This window comes from Cellulophaga tyrosinoxydans (genome assembly GCF_900176415.1).
Taxonomy (GTDB): Bacteria; Bacteroidota; Bacteroidia; order Flavobacteriales; family Flavobacteriaceae; genus Cellulophaga; species Cellulophaga tyrosinoxydans.
Genome location: NZ_FWXO01000001.1, coordinates 597,108 through 611,569 on the forward strand (window position 1 = coordinate 597,108; position 14,462 = coordinate 611,569).

The window sequence follows — 14,462 nt, forward strand, 5'->3', positions numbered from 1 at the left end:
AAATTGAAAAAACAAGGCTTTTATAAAATTTTACCATTTTTTCTAGAAAATAAAATTTGCTGTCAATAGATTCCAAATTCTACATGTTCTCCTACCTCTTTAAATATGCTATTTTGTTTATCGATAGTAATGAAAAATTCATCTATAGAAAACTGTTATTAAACCACGATTGCATTTCTTAAATACTAAGCATGACTACTTTTACTACGAACTATTGAAAACACTATCTAAAATGCAAAAAGAAATGGCTAATGGAACCGATCGTATAAAAAAAGTTAAATATCTTATTTTGAGTATAATCTATACCTTATGTTTCTTTATACTGGTTACCCTACTTAGCAAGCTTATTGGTGCTTTTCTGTAAACAAAACAATATTCGATTAAATTTTTTTCTCCTTCCTTAATTTAAGTTTACTCCTCTACTATATTTTTAATTTACTACAATAAAATGGCATTAAAAATTATAATCTATTGAATATCAATATTATAATTTTTTACAAAACTATTATTTTAGTTATTTAACTATTTTTTTAGTTTTGTAACTACTTTTTTAGTTAACTTTGATTTGATGAACAGAAACAGTTGCTGAAATCATGAAAAAATTAACGAACAGAGAAGAAGAGGTCATGATAATCCTTTGGGATTTAAAACAAGCCTTTGTAAAAGATGTATTGGCAGAGTTTAAAGAAGATAAACCGCATTACAATACACTTTCTACTATGATTAGAAATCTAGAAGAAAAAGGATATGTAGCACACCATGCTTTTGGCAATACACACCAATATTACCCTATTGTCACAAAAGAAGTTTACCGCAAACGCTTTATGAACCAGGCAATTGAAGATTATTTTAGTAATTCTTATAAGAATTTGGTTTCGTTTTTTGCTGCTGAAGAAAAAATTAGTGTAGACGATTTAAAAGAGATTATTGACCGAATTGAAAATAAAAAATAATGGAAAATTTCTTTATCTATTTTTTAAAAAGCTCAGGACTATTAGTAGCTTTTTGGTTATGTTTTCGCATTTTTCTTAAACGCGAAACCTTTTTTCAGCATCATAGAGTTTTTCTTTTATTTGGAGTATTTACCTCCTTTTTATTGCCTCTCTTTCAGCTAAAAAAAATAATTTTGGTTGCGCCCCAGCCATCACAAAACCTCAACTTTTTAATTGCGTCTAATAGTGCACCTATTGTTGAAGAATCTATAAATTGGTTCCAGGTCTTTATTGTTATCTATACCTTAGGTGTTACCCTATTAACCTTTAGGTTTATTATACAATTGATTTCCCTTAAAAGACTATTAAGAAAATGCGAAATGGCGAAAGATGGAAAATATACCATTGCAACCACAGCAGAAACCGTAAATCCGTTTTCTTTTTTCAATACTATTGTTTACAATCCAAAAATGTATGATGATGCAGCTATTAAGGCCATATTAATACACGAAAAAGTACACGTTGACCAAAAACATTCTATTGATAGCATTATTGCAAATCTCCTGTGTATTGTACAATGGATTAATCCGTTTGCCTGGTGGTATAAAAAAGATATTGTACAGAATTTAGAATTTATTGCTGATAAAAACAGCGTAGCAATATTAGAAAACAAAAGAGATTATCAGTACTTACTATTACATCAATCTGGGCAATATCAGCCCAAAACCACTATTATAAACCCTTTTTTTAATTCATTAATCAAAAAACGAATCGTCATGTTAAATCAATCAAAATCAAAACAGTTTAATTTAATTAAGTATGCACTTATCACGCCTTTATTGGCAGCTTTTTTAATCTTTTTTAATACCAAAACAATTGCTCAAGTAAAGGAAACCGCTAGTACAAGCACTGATCAAGACTTTCAAATAAACCTTAGTCAGATTGAAATTAGTATAGACAAAAATTCAAGTGATGAAAATTTGACCATAGATGCCAAGTACGTTTTAGATAAAACTGATGTAGATTTAAAATTCAGTAGAATTAAACGCAATAAACTAGGAGAAATTATTGCCATAAAAGCTACTTACAAAAGTGAGAATGGTCAAAGTGGCACCTACAATATTGCAAGCGATGATCCAATAGAGCCCTTTAACTTTTCTGTTGTTATGAATAAAGACAAAACCATAAAGGCTATTGGATTTAAAAAAAATTCTATTGAAGATCAGAATAGCTTTGTGTTCTCTACAGATGTGGATTCCAATGAAACCGAAAGTACTAGTTCTTTTCAAACAGTAACCACCAATACCATAACTATAGATTCCGATAATATTGAAAATGATTCTATATTTAAAAACATTGATGTTTCTACCATAAAGAAAATCAATATCAATAAAAACAAAAATGGTAAAGGAGGAAAAATTGAGATTGAAATTAATGAGAAAAACGACCCAAATCCTTTAGTTATTATTGACGGCAAGGAAGCTAGTCCGGGTTTTAATTTAGATACGGTAGACCCAGATAACATAGCAAGCATAAATGTTTTAAAAGATGCCAGTGCCATCTCAAAATATGGCGCAAAAGCACAAAATGGAGTTATTGAAATAATCACCAAAAAGAAATAATCCAAATTTATCTAAAACAGCCTCTAATTTCTTTAGAGGCTTATTTTTTTCTGAAAATTATATCTTGTTCTTCCATTGTACCCACCAAAAGTTTTACATATTCGCCAATTGACTTATTAATATCACTTGGATCCATTAGGTCTATGCTTCCGCGCCAAACTAACGAACGTTCTTTACCTTCACAAATACAATAGATAGTGGTTTCGGTATGGTATACTTTAAACAAGTCATAATCTGTTTCATTGTAAATACTTTGACTTCTAATATAATCTTCTCTAAAATTACCTGTATAATTATTCCAATCGGCAATACTCTTTTTTAAAGTTTGCTTGCTTTCAGAACCTATAACTTTAGCAAACAAAATAGCATCAAAATCTTTATCTAATAATTGACGTTCCACAGCTGCAAGTTCATCATCGGTCTTTGCTGCCGCTGTAAAATTTACATCGAACAAATCTATACTGCGCATAGCTTCGATATTTCTTTTATCGAATTCCTCTTTTAATTTAGATTCAAACGTAACCTTATGCTCTTCATTAGCTGTCATTCCAACTAAGAGTACTTTATAGGCGGTAAATAGTACATTATCCGGATTTTTATAACTATCCACTAACTTGGTAGATTTACAACTTAAACCTAATAACACTATGAATAACAAAAGTATTTTTTTCATAAAAATTTAATTTTTGATGGAGCGCTTCAAAATTACGACTACTTTAACCTTTACACTATGATGAATATCACTTTTAGCTAGCGATACGCTTTGGAGAAGTAATTTTTTCGATACAGTTAATATATTCTAGGCAACTGCTATACTTTCACCTCATATTTTAAAACGACAATAACCTTGGTTCCAAAGAAAAATTTTAGCATTAAAGATCTGCCCTCTTTAATAACAGAAACCTATAAAGCTTGGGATGAAGCTAATCCTTGGCGGCTTAGTGCCGTTGTGGCTTACTATGCAGTATTATCGCTTCCTGCATTACTGGTTATAATCATAAATATTGTGGGTGCAGTTTGGGGTGCAGAAATTGTGCAAGGGAGACTCACCAATGAAATTTCCTCAGCTTTAGGCAGTGATGCAGCCGAATCTATACAAGTAATTATTGCAGAAACACAAAATGAAGAAAAAAGTTTAATATCGACAATTGTAGGAATCGCCACCTTACTTTTTGGGGCAACTGGAGTGTTTTATCAATTAAAAATTTCTTTAAATGAAATTTGGAAAGTTAAACCCAATCCCAATGCTTCGTTTTGGAAATTAGTTACTGATCGTGCTCGAAGTTTTGCTTTTATTCTGGTGATAGGCTTTTTATTGCTTGTGAGCTTTGTGGTAACTGCAGGAATTTCCGCATTAAACGACTATATAAAAAAGGTTCTCCCAGACATACTACTGTATTTTGCCTATTTATTAGATTTTACGCTATCTATTGGAATAATTACCGTGCTTTTTGCGCTAATGTTTCGCTATTTACCCGATGCTAAAATTCAATGGAAGACCGTCTGGAAAGGCGCCCTGATAACTGCTATACTTTTTGTAATTGGAAAATCATTATTAGGCCTATACTTTGGCGCTGCAAATCCTGGATCAACCTATGGCGCAGCAGGTACTATTGTTTTAATATTGCTATGGGTTTCTTACTCATGCCTAATTTTATTTTTTGGAGCTGAATTCACTTTTGTCTATGCAAAAAAATACGGATTTGGAACTGAACCTTCTAAAATAGCTACCATCGATAGTACTAAAAGTTAAACCTATTAAACAACCTAACAACACATAAAATGACAGCAATTAATCCTAGAGTTATTCGGCAATTGTTTATTATTCTTCTAATCTTATTAATGGGTAGCTTAATTTTTGAGAAAATGCTGCCTTATTTATCTGGTGTTCTCGGAGCAATTACAATATACGTTTTATTGCGTAAGCCTATGAGTAAATTAGTAAAAAGAGGATGGAATCCGGACGTAGCAGTTAGCTTACTTCTTTTTTTATCGGTTATTGGTATACTGATACCAGTAGCAGGAATTATTATGATGCTTGCCAGTAAATTAGAAAACACTGTAGAAAACTCCGAAGAGGTCATTACTGCAGGAAAACTACAATTGAGTAATTGGGAACAAAGACTTGGCTACGACTTAACCTCACAGATTGATGCTGCAGGTTTTTCCGAATGGTTATCTGAGGGGCTCACCAATTTTGCTGGTGGTACCTTTAATATAATTATTGCTTTAGGGTTAATGTACTTTATGTTGTATTATATGCTTACTAACCGCAGACAATTACGTGAATCTCTTTTTGAATACATTCCTATTGGAAATGATAATTTAAAAATTATTGGTAACGACATTCAAACTATGGTGCGCTCCAACGCTTTGGGTATTCCCCTAGTTGCAGCAGCTCAAGGAATAGTAGCTCTGATAGGCTTTTTAATTTTTAATATAGAACAGCCTTTTTTTTGGGCAGTAATAGTGTTTGTAGGCTCCATGATTCCGTTTATAGGCACTTTTATAGGCACATTACCTGTTTTTGTGTTGACTCTTGCTGCCGGTGATGATTTTAAGGCATGGGGTATTTTATTATACGGTATCATTGTTATAGGCTCTACAGATAATTTACTACGTCTATTTATACTAAAAAAACTAGATAACGTACACCCACTAATAACCTTATTTGGTGTAATTGTAGGCGTGCCTCTGTTCGGATTTATCGGACTTATTTTTGGCCCTTTACTAATAAGCCTTTTTCTTATTGTTTTAAGAATTTATAAGCAAGAATACGGTCAGGAAATTAGTAATAAAGAGCAGTTATAATCATTGATTTTAACATACTTACCATTAAATGCATTAATCTAATATGGATTAGCGTTAAATAAAATCGGCACTTTCTTGTAATCTTGTTAGGTAATTAAAAAGCTAAAAAAAGAAAAAGATTATGACAGCACCAGAACAAGTTCAACTAGAGAATATAGCCGATTGTGATTACGAGATTTTTGCACTTTTAAAACAACGATATAGCCCTAGAACGTTTAAAGAAGAAAAGATAAAAAAGCAACATTTAAATCAGTTATTTGAAGCAGCTAGATGGGCAGCAAGTTCTAATAACCTACAACCTTGGCGCTTTCTTTATGCTGAGCAAAATACAGACGCTTATGAAAAAATTGTGTCTTGCCTAAGTGAAGAAAATAAAAAATGGGCCTCAAAAGCTCCGCTATTAATGCTAAGTATTTTTAAACAAACTAATCCTGATGGTAAGGAAAATTTTCATGCCTTGCACGATTTAGGTTTATCACTGGGTAACATGACAATGCAGGCACAATATATGGGTATAGCATTACACCATATGGCAGGAGTAGATTGGAAAAAAGCACAAGAACTATTTCATATTTCTAATGACTATCATGTAACTACAGCTATTGCCGTTGGATATTATGGTGGAGAATTGGATAAACTTTCGGAAGAATTACAAATAGAGGAAATGAAGGAACGCAAGAGAATGCAACAATCTGAATTTGCTTTTATGAATAAATGGCCAGACTAATTAAAGGTTAAAAAAAAACGAATTAAAAAGCCCTCAATTTGAGGGCTTTTTAATTAACTATATGTATTTAAAAGCTTATCCTATAAAATCGAACGAAACTCCAGAAACTATTATTCCTATAATTAGTAGAATTAAAAACGAACCTATTATAATTGCCGCTGTTTTTGTTTTCTTGTTTTTCTGTAAAATATATTCTCTAGTCTCTTCGTCTGAGTCTTTAATAAACTTAGTCTTTGGATCATTTATTTGCTTTTTCATATTCTACTTTTTTAGATTAATTAATATACGCTCAATATAGGGAAGAATACCTACTTACATTAGTTCATTCCATCATATTGTTAACGCTTTTCACAATAACCGTTAGCGTTAATATTAACCCGATTTAAGCTAATACTTCGCTTAAAACAGTACTACTTTTGGAATGAATGATAGAAATACTATCATCATTTTAATACAAAAGACAAACACTATGAATAATAACAGTAATACATTATTAGGAATTTTAGCAGGAACAGCCATTGGAGCCACATTAGGAATTCTATTTGCTCCAGACAGGGGATCAAATACAAGGCAAAAAATTGCCGATAAAGCTGCGGCTACTAGAGACTCACTTACAGAAACTGCTTTAGATTTAAGAGATAGAGCTGCACAAACTGTGGCAACTAAAAGAGAAAATCTAGATACACAATTAGAAAGTATTGTTTCTGATGTAAGCCATAAGACAGAGGATGTTATCACATCTTTAGAAAAAAAGCTTGCAGAATTAAAAACTAAAAACAAGAAATTACAAAAATCATAACCTATTATGAGCATACTTAAATCTTTAGACGAAACTTCAAGTAATGCTGCTAAAGTTGGGCAGGATTATATTAGTACCACTAGAAAATATTACGAATTAAAAGTTTTCCAGATGGTCTCCTTATTATCATCTTATGTGGTCCAGTTTGCTATACTTGGTAGTTTAATTGTCTTAGGTTTAATTTTTATGGCAATTGCAGGCGCTTCTGCGATTGGTCAATATTTTGATAACATGCCTTTAGGATATTTATTGGTAGGAGTGATCTTTTTATTACTGGGTGTCCTTGTTTTAATCGGTAGAAAAATCATAGATAAGTTTATTATTCAGAAATTATCTAAAACGTATTTCGATTCATGAAAAATAAAAAATATCAATCATTTGAAGAAATTGAAATGGACTTAAAACTTTTGTCCTTGCAAAGACAAATTGCCGTTGAAGAATTGTCTAGCTTAAAACATCAATTTCAAGAAGATTTACAACCATTAAATTGGATACAGTCAGGTTTTAAAATTGCTAAAAAATTTAGCACTCTTATGATCTTAAAGAAAATTTTTAAATAACAAAAAAAGTAGCAAAGCAAAAGCCTTAATGTGTATTTATTAAGGCTTTTTTAATTTTAAATAGATTTACTCAAAGGCTTTAAATAAGGCTAATTTATCATTGCTATTTTGAATATATTTTTCACTATCAGCCCTAATTAAATCTAAGGTTGTAATTATACATTTTTTGTTTTCTAGGGAAATATTAGGATTGGTTGCAATGAATTTTAAAGATTTTATTAATTGATACAAGACCGAGCAGTCTTCTTTAGCATAAAAGCGAATGGGCTGTACTACAACTCTCAACAACTCATCAAATCTTACATTATGTGTAACAATGATTAAATCGGAGTTCTCGTCAATACTAGAATTCACCTCAGGAAAATCCACAATTTTATACATTAATTTTCCTAAACTGTTAATGGCCTCAATAGATGTACCTGGATCATTTATTCCTGGCGACATAGCTTTTACAGCAATTTCCATTAGTTTTATTAAGCCACTAATACCTTCATTACCAGAATGGCGATTTTTAGAAATATTAAAGCAAAATAATAATGCATTAATAGCTTCATCTGATAACTGTTTAGATACTTTTGCAATTACATCGCCTTGCCAAATATGCTGATTTAGATAGGGCAGTATGTGTATTTGTAATTGTTGATTTTTAAAATCATCGGTTAATAAAGAGGAATCAAAATTTATAAAATAACCAGATTTAGCACTGTGAATCAACTTAAAATCTGAAGCATCTACGACTTTTAATCCAGTTTTTAATTTTTGCGCTTTAAACCTATTCTCTAAACTTTTTTTACTGGAATTGTAGATGCCATCAATAATATTATTTATTTGGATTGTTGTAGATATATTGTGAATAAAATACACGAACAATCCAATACAAAAAACTCCAAATAAGGCGGCAAGCATAGTAGACAGGCCTACCGAATCAGATCCATTTGCTCCTAAAATAATTAAAACAAAAATGCAGTATAATAAGGTGCCGATATAAAAACCTAGAATAATCTGATGCTTTTTATTTGCGATTAAACTAGGTAACAATCGAGGAGAATAATTGGTTGATGCTTGGTTTAGCACAACCATTACCATAGAAAAACTAAATACCGTTAACGATAGAATTCCTCCTACCAGCGTGGTTAATATAGACCGCGAAGTTTCATAATCAGATATAAACAAATGAGGTAATTTACTTTTAATTTTAAGAATAAATGCTACATTTTCTATTCTTGTGGTTACTCCAGCTAGTAGCAAAAATATAACGCATAATAATACTGGATAAAAAGCTATACTCTCCAATATTCTGAAATAAGTAATTTTCAAATACTTAAATAATGACCTTACCATAACCTTAACTTTTTTGTTAATCTACAAAATTGTTAATTCCTAGAGCAAATAACAGTAACAATCAAAAGTATTATTAACCATTATGCATAGATAGCAATGTAGTTAATAAATCTTCCGATAGCGCTAATACAAAACAAATTGTGATGTTACTTTTAGGATATAAAGATTTGGTTGGTTGTTTTTAAGATGGTTTCAATGCATAAAAAACATTGGAACCATTTTAATTTTAAAAACTTTTCAATGTATACAGGTATACTTAAGTTTTAATACTCTTTAACATTTGAAAAGCAAATAGGGCAAATCTTCCACTTTTTGCATCAATCAACTACAAGTGCAATTTCTAATTTTGAAGTAATGCTAAGGAGATAGCATATTTAAAATTATCTCTATCATTAAAAACACTTTTCATATGAACACATACACAGATAAAGTCGGAAACAAATTAAATGCATTATTAGAAAAAACTTATGATGCTGAAAAAGGATATAAAAAAGCCGCAGAAAACACCGATAATATGGTTTTAAAAACCTTTTTTAATAATAAAAGCAAGCAGCGTTATGACTTTGGGCATCAATTAAAAGCAGAGCTAAATAGCTTTGGTCAAAAAATTGAAAAAGGTGGCAGCTTAACAGGAGCTACCCACAGAGCATGGATGGACATAAAATCAGTCTTAACATCTGATAGCGGTGAGGCAATGTTACAAGAAGCTATAAGAGGTGAGAAAGCAGCTGTGGAAGAATACAATGAGGTATTATCAGATACTACTTTGCCTCAAAGTACTTCAGCAATTTTAATGCAGCAAAAAAATCAGATCGAAATGGATTTGTCAAAGGAGAAAATAATGGAAAGTATCAAATAAAGTTTTCCTTTATTTTTCTAAGAGAAAGAGATGCAAAACCTGCATCTCTTTTTTTTTGTAAATTCTTCCACCCAAGTCTTTATGGGTCAACATATTACTGGATTACGTTAATTCAAGCAAATAATAAAACCCAAATTTGTATAGAGAGTTGGCAACGTGCCTTCTTCCATTTAACCTTTAAAAACAAACATTATGTTACGTTGGACAGTCACTTTTATAATTTTAGCCATAATAGCCGCAATATTTGGTTTTGGCGGAATAGCTGCAGGTGCAGCAAGTATAGCAAAAGTCTTATTCTTTATATTTTTAGTGCTATTTGTAATATCACTAATAACCGGAAGAAAAAAGATTTAATTGCAACCTAAAACAAGTTTAACCTTAAAATTTTAGAACAATGAAAAAGTCATTTATATACTCATTTTTAGCCCTATTTTTTAGTTTATCGCTATTAACTTTTACAAGTTGTAGGGAAGAAAAAACAACAAAAGATAAAATCGAAGAAGTTGGAGATGATATTGAAGAAGGTGTAGAAGAAATAGAAGATGAAATCGATGATCATACGGACGATAATAAGTAATTCTTAAACATCTAAATATTAAAATGCGAGCAAGGTCTTTTAGATATTGCTCGCATTTATATACGATAAATTTAAAAAAACAATTATGAAATATGCAAAAAGTGAAAAGGAGTATATTACCAAGTATCAAAAGCTAGGATATACCAGAAATTATAGCACTAAAAACAACAACTTAATAGATTTAGCATCTAAAAAACAGTATGCTCCAGATGAAGTTGTCATAGAAAATGAAATTAGATTTGAAGGCATGAGTAACCCGTCAGACATGTCGATACTTTATATTATCGAAACTAAAGATGGTAATAAAGGAACTGTATTGGCAAATTATAGTCCGTCTAGTGCAACAGAAATCGCTGAATTTTTTAATGCAATACCAAAGGAAAACAACAAAACACAAGAGAATGTTTAATTGTATTAATTGCTAAAAAAACCAAAAGTCTCAAGATTTAAATCTAAAAAAATGCCATATTTGTAAGTTAGGCAAATGTCTTTAACTGGTGAGGAGCTATGATTATTAATGTAAAATTTAATTTTAATGCCTTGTGTAAAAAAATTCTATGCCAGCAGCTAGATGCTATGGGTTTAGCGTATACACTTAGAGGAATTGGAGAAATTGAGCTCAAAACAACTCCAGACAAACAGCAATTGCTAAGTATTGCCGAAAATTTATCTGATTTCGGTATTGAAATAATTAGCGATCAACAAACGGCTTTAGTACAGCGCATTAAAGATGCCATAACGCTTTTAGTTAATGGTGATGAAGATGCACAGAAATATAATGTTTCTACCTATTTATCGGAAAAATTAGATTATTCATACGCATACCTTTCTAATCTTTTTTCTGAGGTAACCCATACATCAATAGAAAATTTTGTAATCTTAAAAAAGATTGATGTTGCTAAAGCATTAATAATTAACAAAGACCTTACGCTTACAGAAATTGCCTATAAATTAAACTACAGCAGTGTAGCACATTTATCGGCACAATTTAAAAAAACAACTGGCCTAACCCCTTCTACTTTTCAAAAGATTATTCAAAAAAGAAAAGAAAGAATTTTAGCGCAGCAATAATTTAAATATGGCATTACACACATTAAATATAGCATTAGCTGATGATGATGAAGATGATCGACTTTTGTTTAAAGATGCAATTGAAGAGATAAAAATAAAGACAAAACTTTCATTATTTACTAATGGTAAAGAGCTCATGGATTATCTAATGTTGCCAAATATAATTCTACCAGAGGTAATTTTTTTAGATTTAAATATGCCGGTTAAAAATGGAATGGAATGTTTAAAAGAAATTAGAAATAATTCTAAATTAAGAGATTTATCTGTTGCCATTTATTCTACCTCTTCCTCTGAAAAAGATATTGAAGAAACGTTCATTTCTGGCGCAAATATTTACATTAATAAACCTAATAGTTTTGGCGATTTAAAATCTGCAATTGAAAAGGTATTACAACTTAACTGGCAATACCAAACCTCAGCGCTTAACAGAGATAATTTTTTACTAAGAATATAGAAAGCAATATCACTATGGCATTTAAAAAAATAGTATCATCCCCTAAACTTTATGTGGTTTTACTGATTTTTGCTACAGCATTACTAATTTTTATTGGCAGCATTAGTTACAAGCAAATAACTGAATTTAAAAAAGCAGGTAATTTAGTAACGCATACCATGGAGGTTGAAAAAGAGATAAATATTCTATTCTCTATTTACGCTCAGATGGAATCTGCCCAACTTAAAAATTTATTACGAAAAGATACTGTTGTATATGCATCAACCTTTGAAAAATACATACAAAAAGCAAACACTTCATTAGATTCATTACAAATACTTGTAAGTGATAATAGTGTGCAACAAACGCATCTTACTCGGATTAGGGAGTTACAAAAAGATCTCATTAGTTCTCTTAAATCAATTGCGGAGTCACCTAAAACAAGACTTAAATTTTCTAGTGAGGAGCGTAGTAAAATAGATTCTGTGGGGTATATCATGGCCGAACTTAATCAGCGTAAAAACTTTATGCTTACTAAAGAAGAAATGCTACTTAAAGAGCGGAAAGAAACCTATAATTCCTACGCATTTTTTACGCCATTAATGATTTTACTTTTAGGCATATTTGCCATGTTTGTTTTTATCGTATCGTTTATAAAAATTAACACAGAACGTAAAAATAGATCAAAAGCTGAGGCCTTTTTGGAAAGTGTAATGGCCAACACCGAAAACATCATTAATTACTACGAGCCAATTTATAAAGAAGATGAAATTGTTGATTTCAACCTGGTATATGCCAATGAACGAAATGAGGTGGATTTTGAAGTGAAAGTCAAAGATATTATTGGCAAACCTATTTCAAAAATATTCCCTTTTGTACTTTTAAATGGGGAATACGAAAAACTAGCCTCATCATACAATGAAAAGGTAGTTCATAAATTAAGTAGACAAGTTCTTGTAAATGGTAAAAAGATTTGGTTAGAATCTATCATCAGACCCTTATCTGATGGGATTTTGGTCATCGCCAAAAATATTACCTATGAAAAAGAATCCGTTGTTAAGCTGAACTCACTTAATGACCAGCTCCAAACGCAATATGCAGAACTTAAAGAAACAGATGAGTTTTTACAAAATGTAATTAAGAGTACAAACAATGTTATAAGTTATTTTGAACCCATCTTTAATAATGCTAATAAAATTATTGACTTTGAAATTTTATATACCAATGAAGAAATAAGTAATACCACTGGAGACGATCCCAATGAAATTCTACACAAACACATATCAAAAGTGTATCCGTTTTTAATGGATAATGGCGTATTTGAAATATTTGTGGAATGTATTGAAAAAAATAAGCCCATTGAATTTGATAGGGATTATGTATTTAATGGTATAAAAATGTGGTTCTCATCTTATGTAATAAAAACCGGTAATGGTATTTGTGTAACGTCAAGAAATGTTTCTACACTAAAACTTAATGAACAAAAACTACTAGAGGTTAATGACCAATTAAAAATTCAAAATCAAATTTTGAAAGATGCCAAAACAATTGCTAAAATTGGTAGTTATCGTTGGAATGTTTTAGAAAACGAGTTGGAGTTGTCTACGATATCAGAAAACTTATACGTGCTACTTGGTTGTACCCCAGATGAATTTAAACCTACCCATGAAAATTTTAAAAAATTTATTCACCCAGATGACCTTATCCATTACAATAGTAATTTGAAAGAGTCATTTGAAAACCAAACATCTGTTGACTTTACATACCGTGTCATTACAAAAAATAATAAAATAAAACATTTTAGAACCATTGGTAATTTTCAAGAAAATGATTTATTGGGTGTAACCCAAGATGTAACGAGCCAAGTAAAAGGGGCTCAAAAGCTAAAAGAAAAAAATCAAGAACTTAAACGATCTAATGAAGAACTAGAATCTTTCAACAGGGTTGCAAGTCATGATTTACAAGAACCAATAAGAAAAATTCAGATGTTTATCTCTAGAATTGCAGAAACGGACCTAGATAAATTATCTGATAAGAGTAAAGATTATTTTGAAAAAATAAGCAGTTCATCGGAACGCATGAGAATGTTAATCAGGTATCTTTTATCTTATTCTAGAATAAACAAATCCAGTAAAGATTTTAATATTGTAAACCTTACCGAAATAATCGAAAAAGTTCAAGAAGATTTAGATACAAGAATTAAAGAATCGGGCATAAGCATAATAATGGATAACCTACCAACATTAAATGCTATCCCTTTTCAAATGGAGCAATTATTTAATAACCTATTATCTAATGCCATAAAATATAGAAATACTGAGGATCCAAAAATTATCATTGATTGTAAAAAATTAAAACGAAGTGAAATCACAGATGATTTTATCAAAAAAAGTAAATCTTATTATCGCATTTCGGTTTTAGACAATGGTATTGGCTTTGATCAGGAACATGCCGAGAAGATTTTTGAACTGTTCCAAAGACTGCATCAAAACAATGAGTATTCTGGAACAGGTATAGGATTAGCCATCTGTAAAAAAATTGTTCAGAACCATAATGGTCATATTTTAGCGGAAAGTGAACCTGGTAAAGGTTCATCATTCTGCATATACTTACCTGCATAACAATACAAACCTCAACTTAATATAAGACGCTTTCTTGGCGTCTTTTTTTATACACAGGCTTTTGTGTAAAAAGGCACAAAAATGCTTTGAAAACGCTTAGCACCTAATC

At 30.8% G+C, this 14,462-nt stretch carries 18 protein-coding genes; 15 read left to right on the forward strand and 3 right to left on the reverse strand.

Going from position 1 to position 14,462, the window contains the following annotated elements:
* Positions 1 to 593: 593 nt before the first annotated feature.
* Both B8963_RS02725 and B8963_RS02730 read left to right on the forward strand, forming a co-directional pair.
* Positions 594 to 953: a BlaI/MecI/CopY family transcriptional regulator gene (locus B8963_RS02725; protein WP_084059865.1), complete on the forward strand. Its 360-nt coding sequence runs from the start codon at positions 594 to 596 to the stop codon at positions 951 to 953.
* The gene (locus B8963_RS02730; protein WP_084059866.1) at positions 953 to 2,554 is read left to right on the forward strand and encodes a M56 family metallopeptidase; all 1,602 of its coding nucleotides are present in this window, start codon (positions 953 to 955) and stop codon (positions 2,552 to 2,554) included. Before B8963_RS02725 ends, B8963_RS02730 begins: the two co-directional genes overlap by 1 nt.
* A gap of 40 nt (positions 2,555 to 2,594) precedes the next feature.
* On the opposite strand, the gene B8963_RS02735 is transcribed toward B8963_RS02730, so the two are convergent.
* A complete protein-coding gene (locus B8963_RS02735; RefSeq protein ID WP_084059867.1) occupies positions 2,595 to 3,227 on the reverse strand; it encodes a hypothetical protein in 633 nt (210 codons plus the stop codon).
* Between the two features lie 168 nt (positions 3,228 to 3,395).
* On the opposite strand from B8963_RS02735, the gene B8963_RS02740 reads away from it, so the two are divergent.
* From B8963_RS02740 to B8963_RS02750, 3 genes are all read left to right on the forward strand, one after another.
* Positions 3,396 to 4,307, forward strand: coding sequence for a YihY/virulence factor BrkB family protein (locus B8963_RS02740; protein WP_084059868.1), 912 nt, complete (start codon positions 3,396 to 3,398; stop codon positions 4,305 to 4,307).
* Positions 4,308 to 4,336: 29 nt separating this feature from the next.
* Positions 4,337 to 5,365 carry an AI-2E family transporter gene (locus B8963_RS02745; RefSeq protein WP_084059869.1) on the forward strand — a complete coding sequence of 343 codons (1,029 nt, stop codon included), beginning with the start codon at positions 4,337 to 4,339 and terminating at the stop codon, positions 5,363 to 5,365.
* Between the two features lie 121 nt (positions 5,366 to 5,486).
* Positions 5,487 to 6,092, forward strand: coding sequence for a nitroreductase family protein (locus B8963_RS02750; protein WP_084059870.1), 606 nt, complete (start codon positions 5,487 to 5,489; stop codon positions 6,090 to 6,092).
* A gap of 75 nt (positions 6,093 to 6,167) precedes the next feature.
* Here B8963_RS02750 and B8963_RS02755 read toward each other — a convergent pair whose 3' ends face one another.
* Positions 6,168 to 6,350, reverse strand: coding sequence for a hypothetical protein (locus tag B8963_RS02755; protein WP_084059871.1), 183 nt, complete (start codon positions 6,348 to 6,350; stop codon positions 6,168 to 6,170).
* A gap of 211 nt (positions 6,351 to 6,561) precedes the next feature.
* Here B8963_RS02755 and B8963_RS02760 point away from each other — a divergent pair, with 211 nt between their 5' ends.
* From B8963_RS02760 to B8963_RS02770, 3 genes are read left to right on the forward strand one after another with little or no spacing between them, the layout of a single operon-like run.
* On the forward strand, positions 6,562 to 6,891 hold the full coding sequence (locus tag B8963_RS02760; protein ID WP_084060698.1) for a YtxH domain-containing protein: 330 nt from the start codon (positions 6,562 to 6,564) through the stop codon (positions 6,889 to 6,891).
* Between the two features lie 6 nt (positions 6,892 to 6,897).
* Positions 6,898 to 7,248, forward strand: a complete 351-nt coding sequence (locus B8963_RS02765) for a hypothetical protein (RefSeq protein ID WP_084059872.1) — start codon at positions 6,898 to 6,900, stop codon at positions 7,246 to 7,248.
* Positions 7,245 to 7,451, forward strand: a complete 207-nt coding sequence (locus tag B8963_RS02770; RefSeq protein ID WP_084059873.1) for a DUF6327 family protein — start codon at positions 7,245 to 7,247, stop codon at positions 7,449 to 7,451. Before B8963_RS02765 ends, B8963_RS02770 begins: the two co-directional genes overlap by 4 nt.
* 66 nt (positions 7,452 to 7,517) lie before the next feature.
* On the opposite strand, the gene B8963_RS02775 is transcribed toward B8963_RS02770, so the two are convergent.
* Positions 7,518 to 8,792: a DUF2254 domain-containing protein gene (locus B8963_RS02775; RefSeq protein WP_084059874.1), complete on the reverse strand. Its 1,275-nt coding sequence runs from the start codon at positions 8,790 to 8,792 to the stop codon at positions 7,518 to 7,520.
* Between the two features lie 409 nt (positions 8,793 to 9,201).
* Here B8963_RS02775 and B8963_RS02780 point away from each other — a divergent pair, with 409 nt between their 5' ends.
* From B8963_RS02780 to B8963_RS02810, 7 genes are all read left to right on the forward strand, one after another.
* The gene (locus B8963_RS02780) at positions 9,202 to 9,651 is read left to right on the forward strand and encodes a ferritin-like domain-containing protein (protein WP_084059875.1); all 450 of its coding nucleotides are present in this window, start codon (positions 9,202 to 9,204) and stop codon (positions 9,649 to 9,651) included.
* A 192-nt stretch (positions 9,652 to 9,843) separates the two neighbouring features.
* Entirely contained in the window at positions 9,844 to 10,005 is a 162-nt protein-coding gene (locus B8963_RS02785) for a DUF1328 family protein (protein WP_084059876.1), read from the forward strand.
* A 40-nt stretch (positions 10,006 to 10,045) separates the two neighbouring features.
* Positions 10,046 to 10,228: a hypothetical protein gene (locus tag B8963_RS02790; RefSeq protein WP_084059877.1), complete on the forward strand. Its 183-nt coding sequence runs from the start codon at positions 10,046 to 10,048 to the stop codon at positions 10,226 to 10,228.
* Between the two features lie 85 nt (positions 10,229 to 10,313).
* Positions 10,314 to 10,637: a hypothetical protein gene (locus B8963_RS02795; RefSeq protein ID WP_084059878.1), complete on the forward strand. Its 324-nt coding sequence runs from the start codon at positions 10,314 to 10,316 to the stop codon at positions 10,635 to 10,637.
* Between the two features lie 98 nt (positions 10,638 to 10,735).
* Complete coding sequence (locus B8963_RS02800) at positions 10,736 to 11,299, forward strand: helix-turn-helix domain-containing protein (protein ID WP_084059879.1); 564 nt, start codon at positions 10,736 to 10,738, stop codon at positions 11,297 to 11,299.
* Positions 11,300 to 11,306: 7 nt separating this feature from the next.
* A complete protein-coding gene (locus B8963_RS02805) occupies positions 11,307 to 11,753 on the forward strand; it encodes a response regulator (protein ID WP_084059880.1) in 447 nt (148 codons plus the stop codon).
* A 14-nt stretch (positions 11,754 to 11,767) separates the two neighbouring features.
* Positions 11,768 to 14,353, forward strand: coding sequence for an ATP-binding protein (locus B8963_RS02810; protein ID WP_084059881.1), 2,586 nt, complete (start codon positions 11,768 to 11,770; stop codon positions 14,351 to 14,353).
* The last annotated feature ends 109 nt before the right edge of the window (positions 14,354 to 14,462 follow it).

Coding starts and splice junctions, on each gene's coding strand:
- B8963_RS02725 (WP_084059865.1), top strand. CDS start 594: ATGAAAAAATTAACGAACAGAGAAGAAGAGGTCATGATAATCCTTTGG.
- B8963_RS02730 (WP_084059866.1), top strand. CDS start 953: ATGGAAAATTTCTTTATCTATTTTTTAAAAAGCTCAGGACTATTAGTA.
- B8963_RS02735 (WP_084059867.1), bottom strand. CDS start 3,227: ATGAAAAAAATACTTTTGTTATTCATAGTGTTATTAGGTTTAAGTTGT.
- B8963_RS02745 (WP_084059869.1), top strand. CDS start 4,337: ATGACAGCAATTAATCCTAGAGTTATTCGGCAATTGTTTATTATTCTT.
- B8963_RS02750 (WP_084059870.1), top strand. CDS start 5,487: ATGACAGCACCAGAACAAGTTCAACTAGAGAATATAGCCGATTGTGAT.
- B8963_RS02755 (WP_084059871.1), bottom strand. CDS start 6,350: ATGAAAAAGCAAATAAATGATCCAAAGACTAAGTTTATTAAAGACTCA.
- B8963_RS02760 (WP_084060698.1), top strand. CDS start 6,562: ATGAATAATAACAGTAATACATTATTAGGAATTTTAGCAGGAACAGCC.
- B8963_RS02765 (WP_084059872.1), top strand. CDS start 6,898: ATGAGCATACTTAAATCTTTAGACGAAACTTCAAGTAATGCTGCTAAA.
- B8963_RS02770 (WP_084059873.1), top strand. CDS start 7,245: ATGAAAAATAAAAAATATCAATCATTTGAAGAAATTGAAATGGACTTA.
- B8963_RS02775 (WP_084059874.1), bottom strand. CDS start 8,792: ATGGTAAGGTCATTATTTAAGTATTTGAAAATTACTTATTTCAGAATA.
- B8963_RS02780 (WP_084059875.1), top strand. CDS start 9,202: ATGAACACATACACAGATAAAGTCGGAAACAAATTAAATGCATTATTA.
- B8963_RS02785 (WP_084059876.1), top strand. CDS start 9,844: ATGTTACGTTGGACAGTCACTTTTATAATTTTAGCCATAATAGCCGCA.
- B8963_RS02790 (WP_084059877.1), top strand. CDS start 10,046: ATGAAAAAGTCATTTATATACTCATTTTTAGCCCTATTTTTTAGTTTA.
- B8963_RS02795 (WP_084059878.1), top strand. CDS start 10,314: ATGAAATATGCAAAAAGTGAAAAGGAGTATATTACCAAGTATCAAAAG.
- B8963_RS02800 (WP_084059879.1), top strand. CDS start 10,736: ATGATTATTAATGTAAAATTTAATTTTAATGCCTTGTGTAAAAAAATT.
- B8963_RS02805 (WP_084059880.1), top strand. CDS start 11,307: ATGGCATTACACACATTAAATATAGCATTAGCTGATGATGATGAAGAT.
- B8963_RS02810 (WP_084059881.1), top strand. CDS start 11,768: ATGGCATTTAAAAAAATAGTATCATCCCCTAAACTTTATGTGGTTTTA.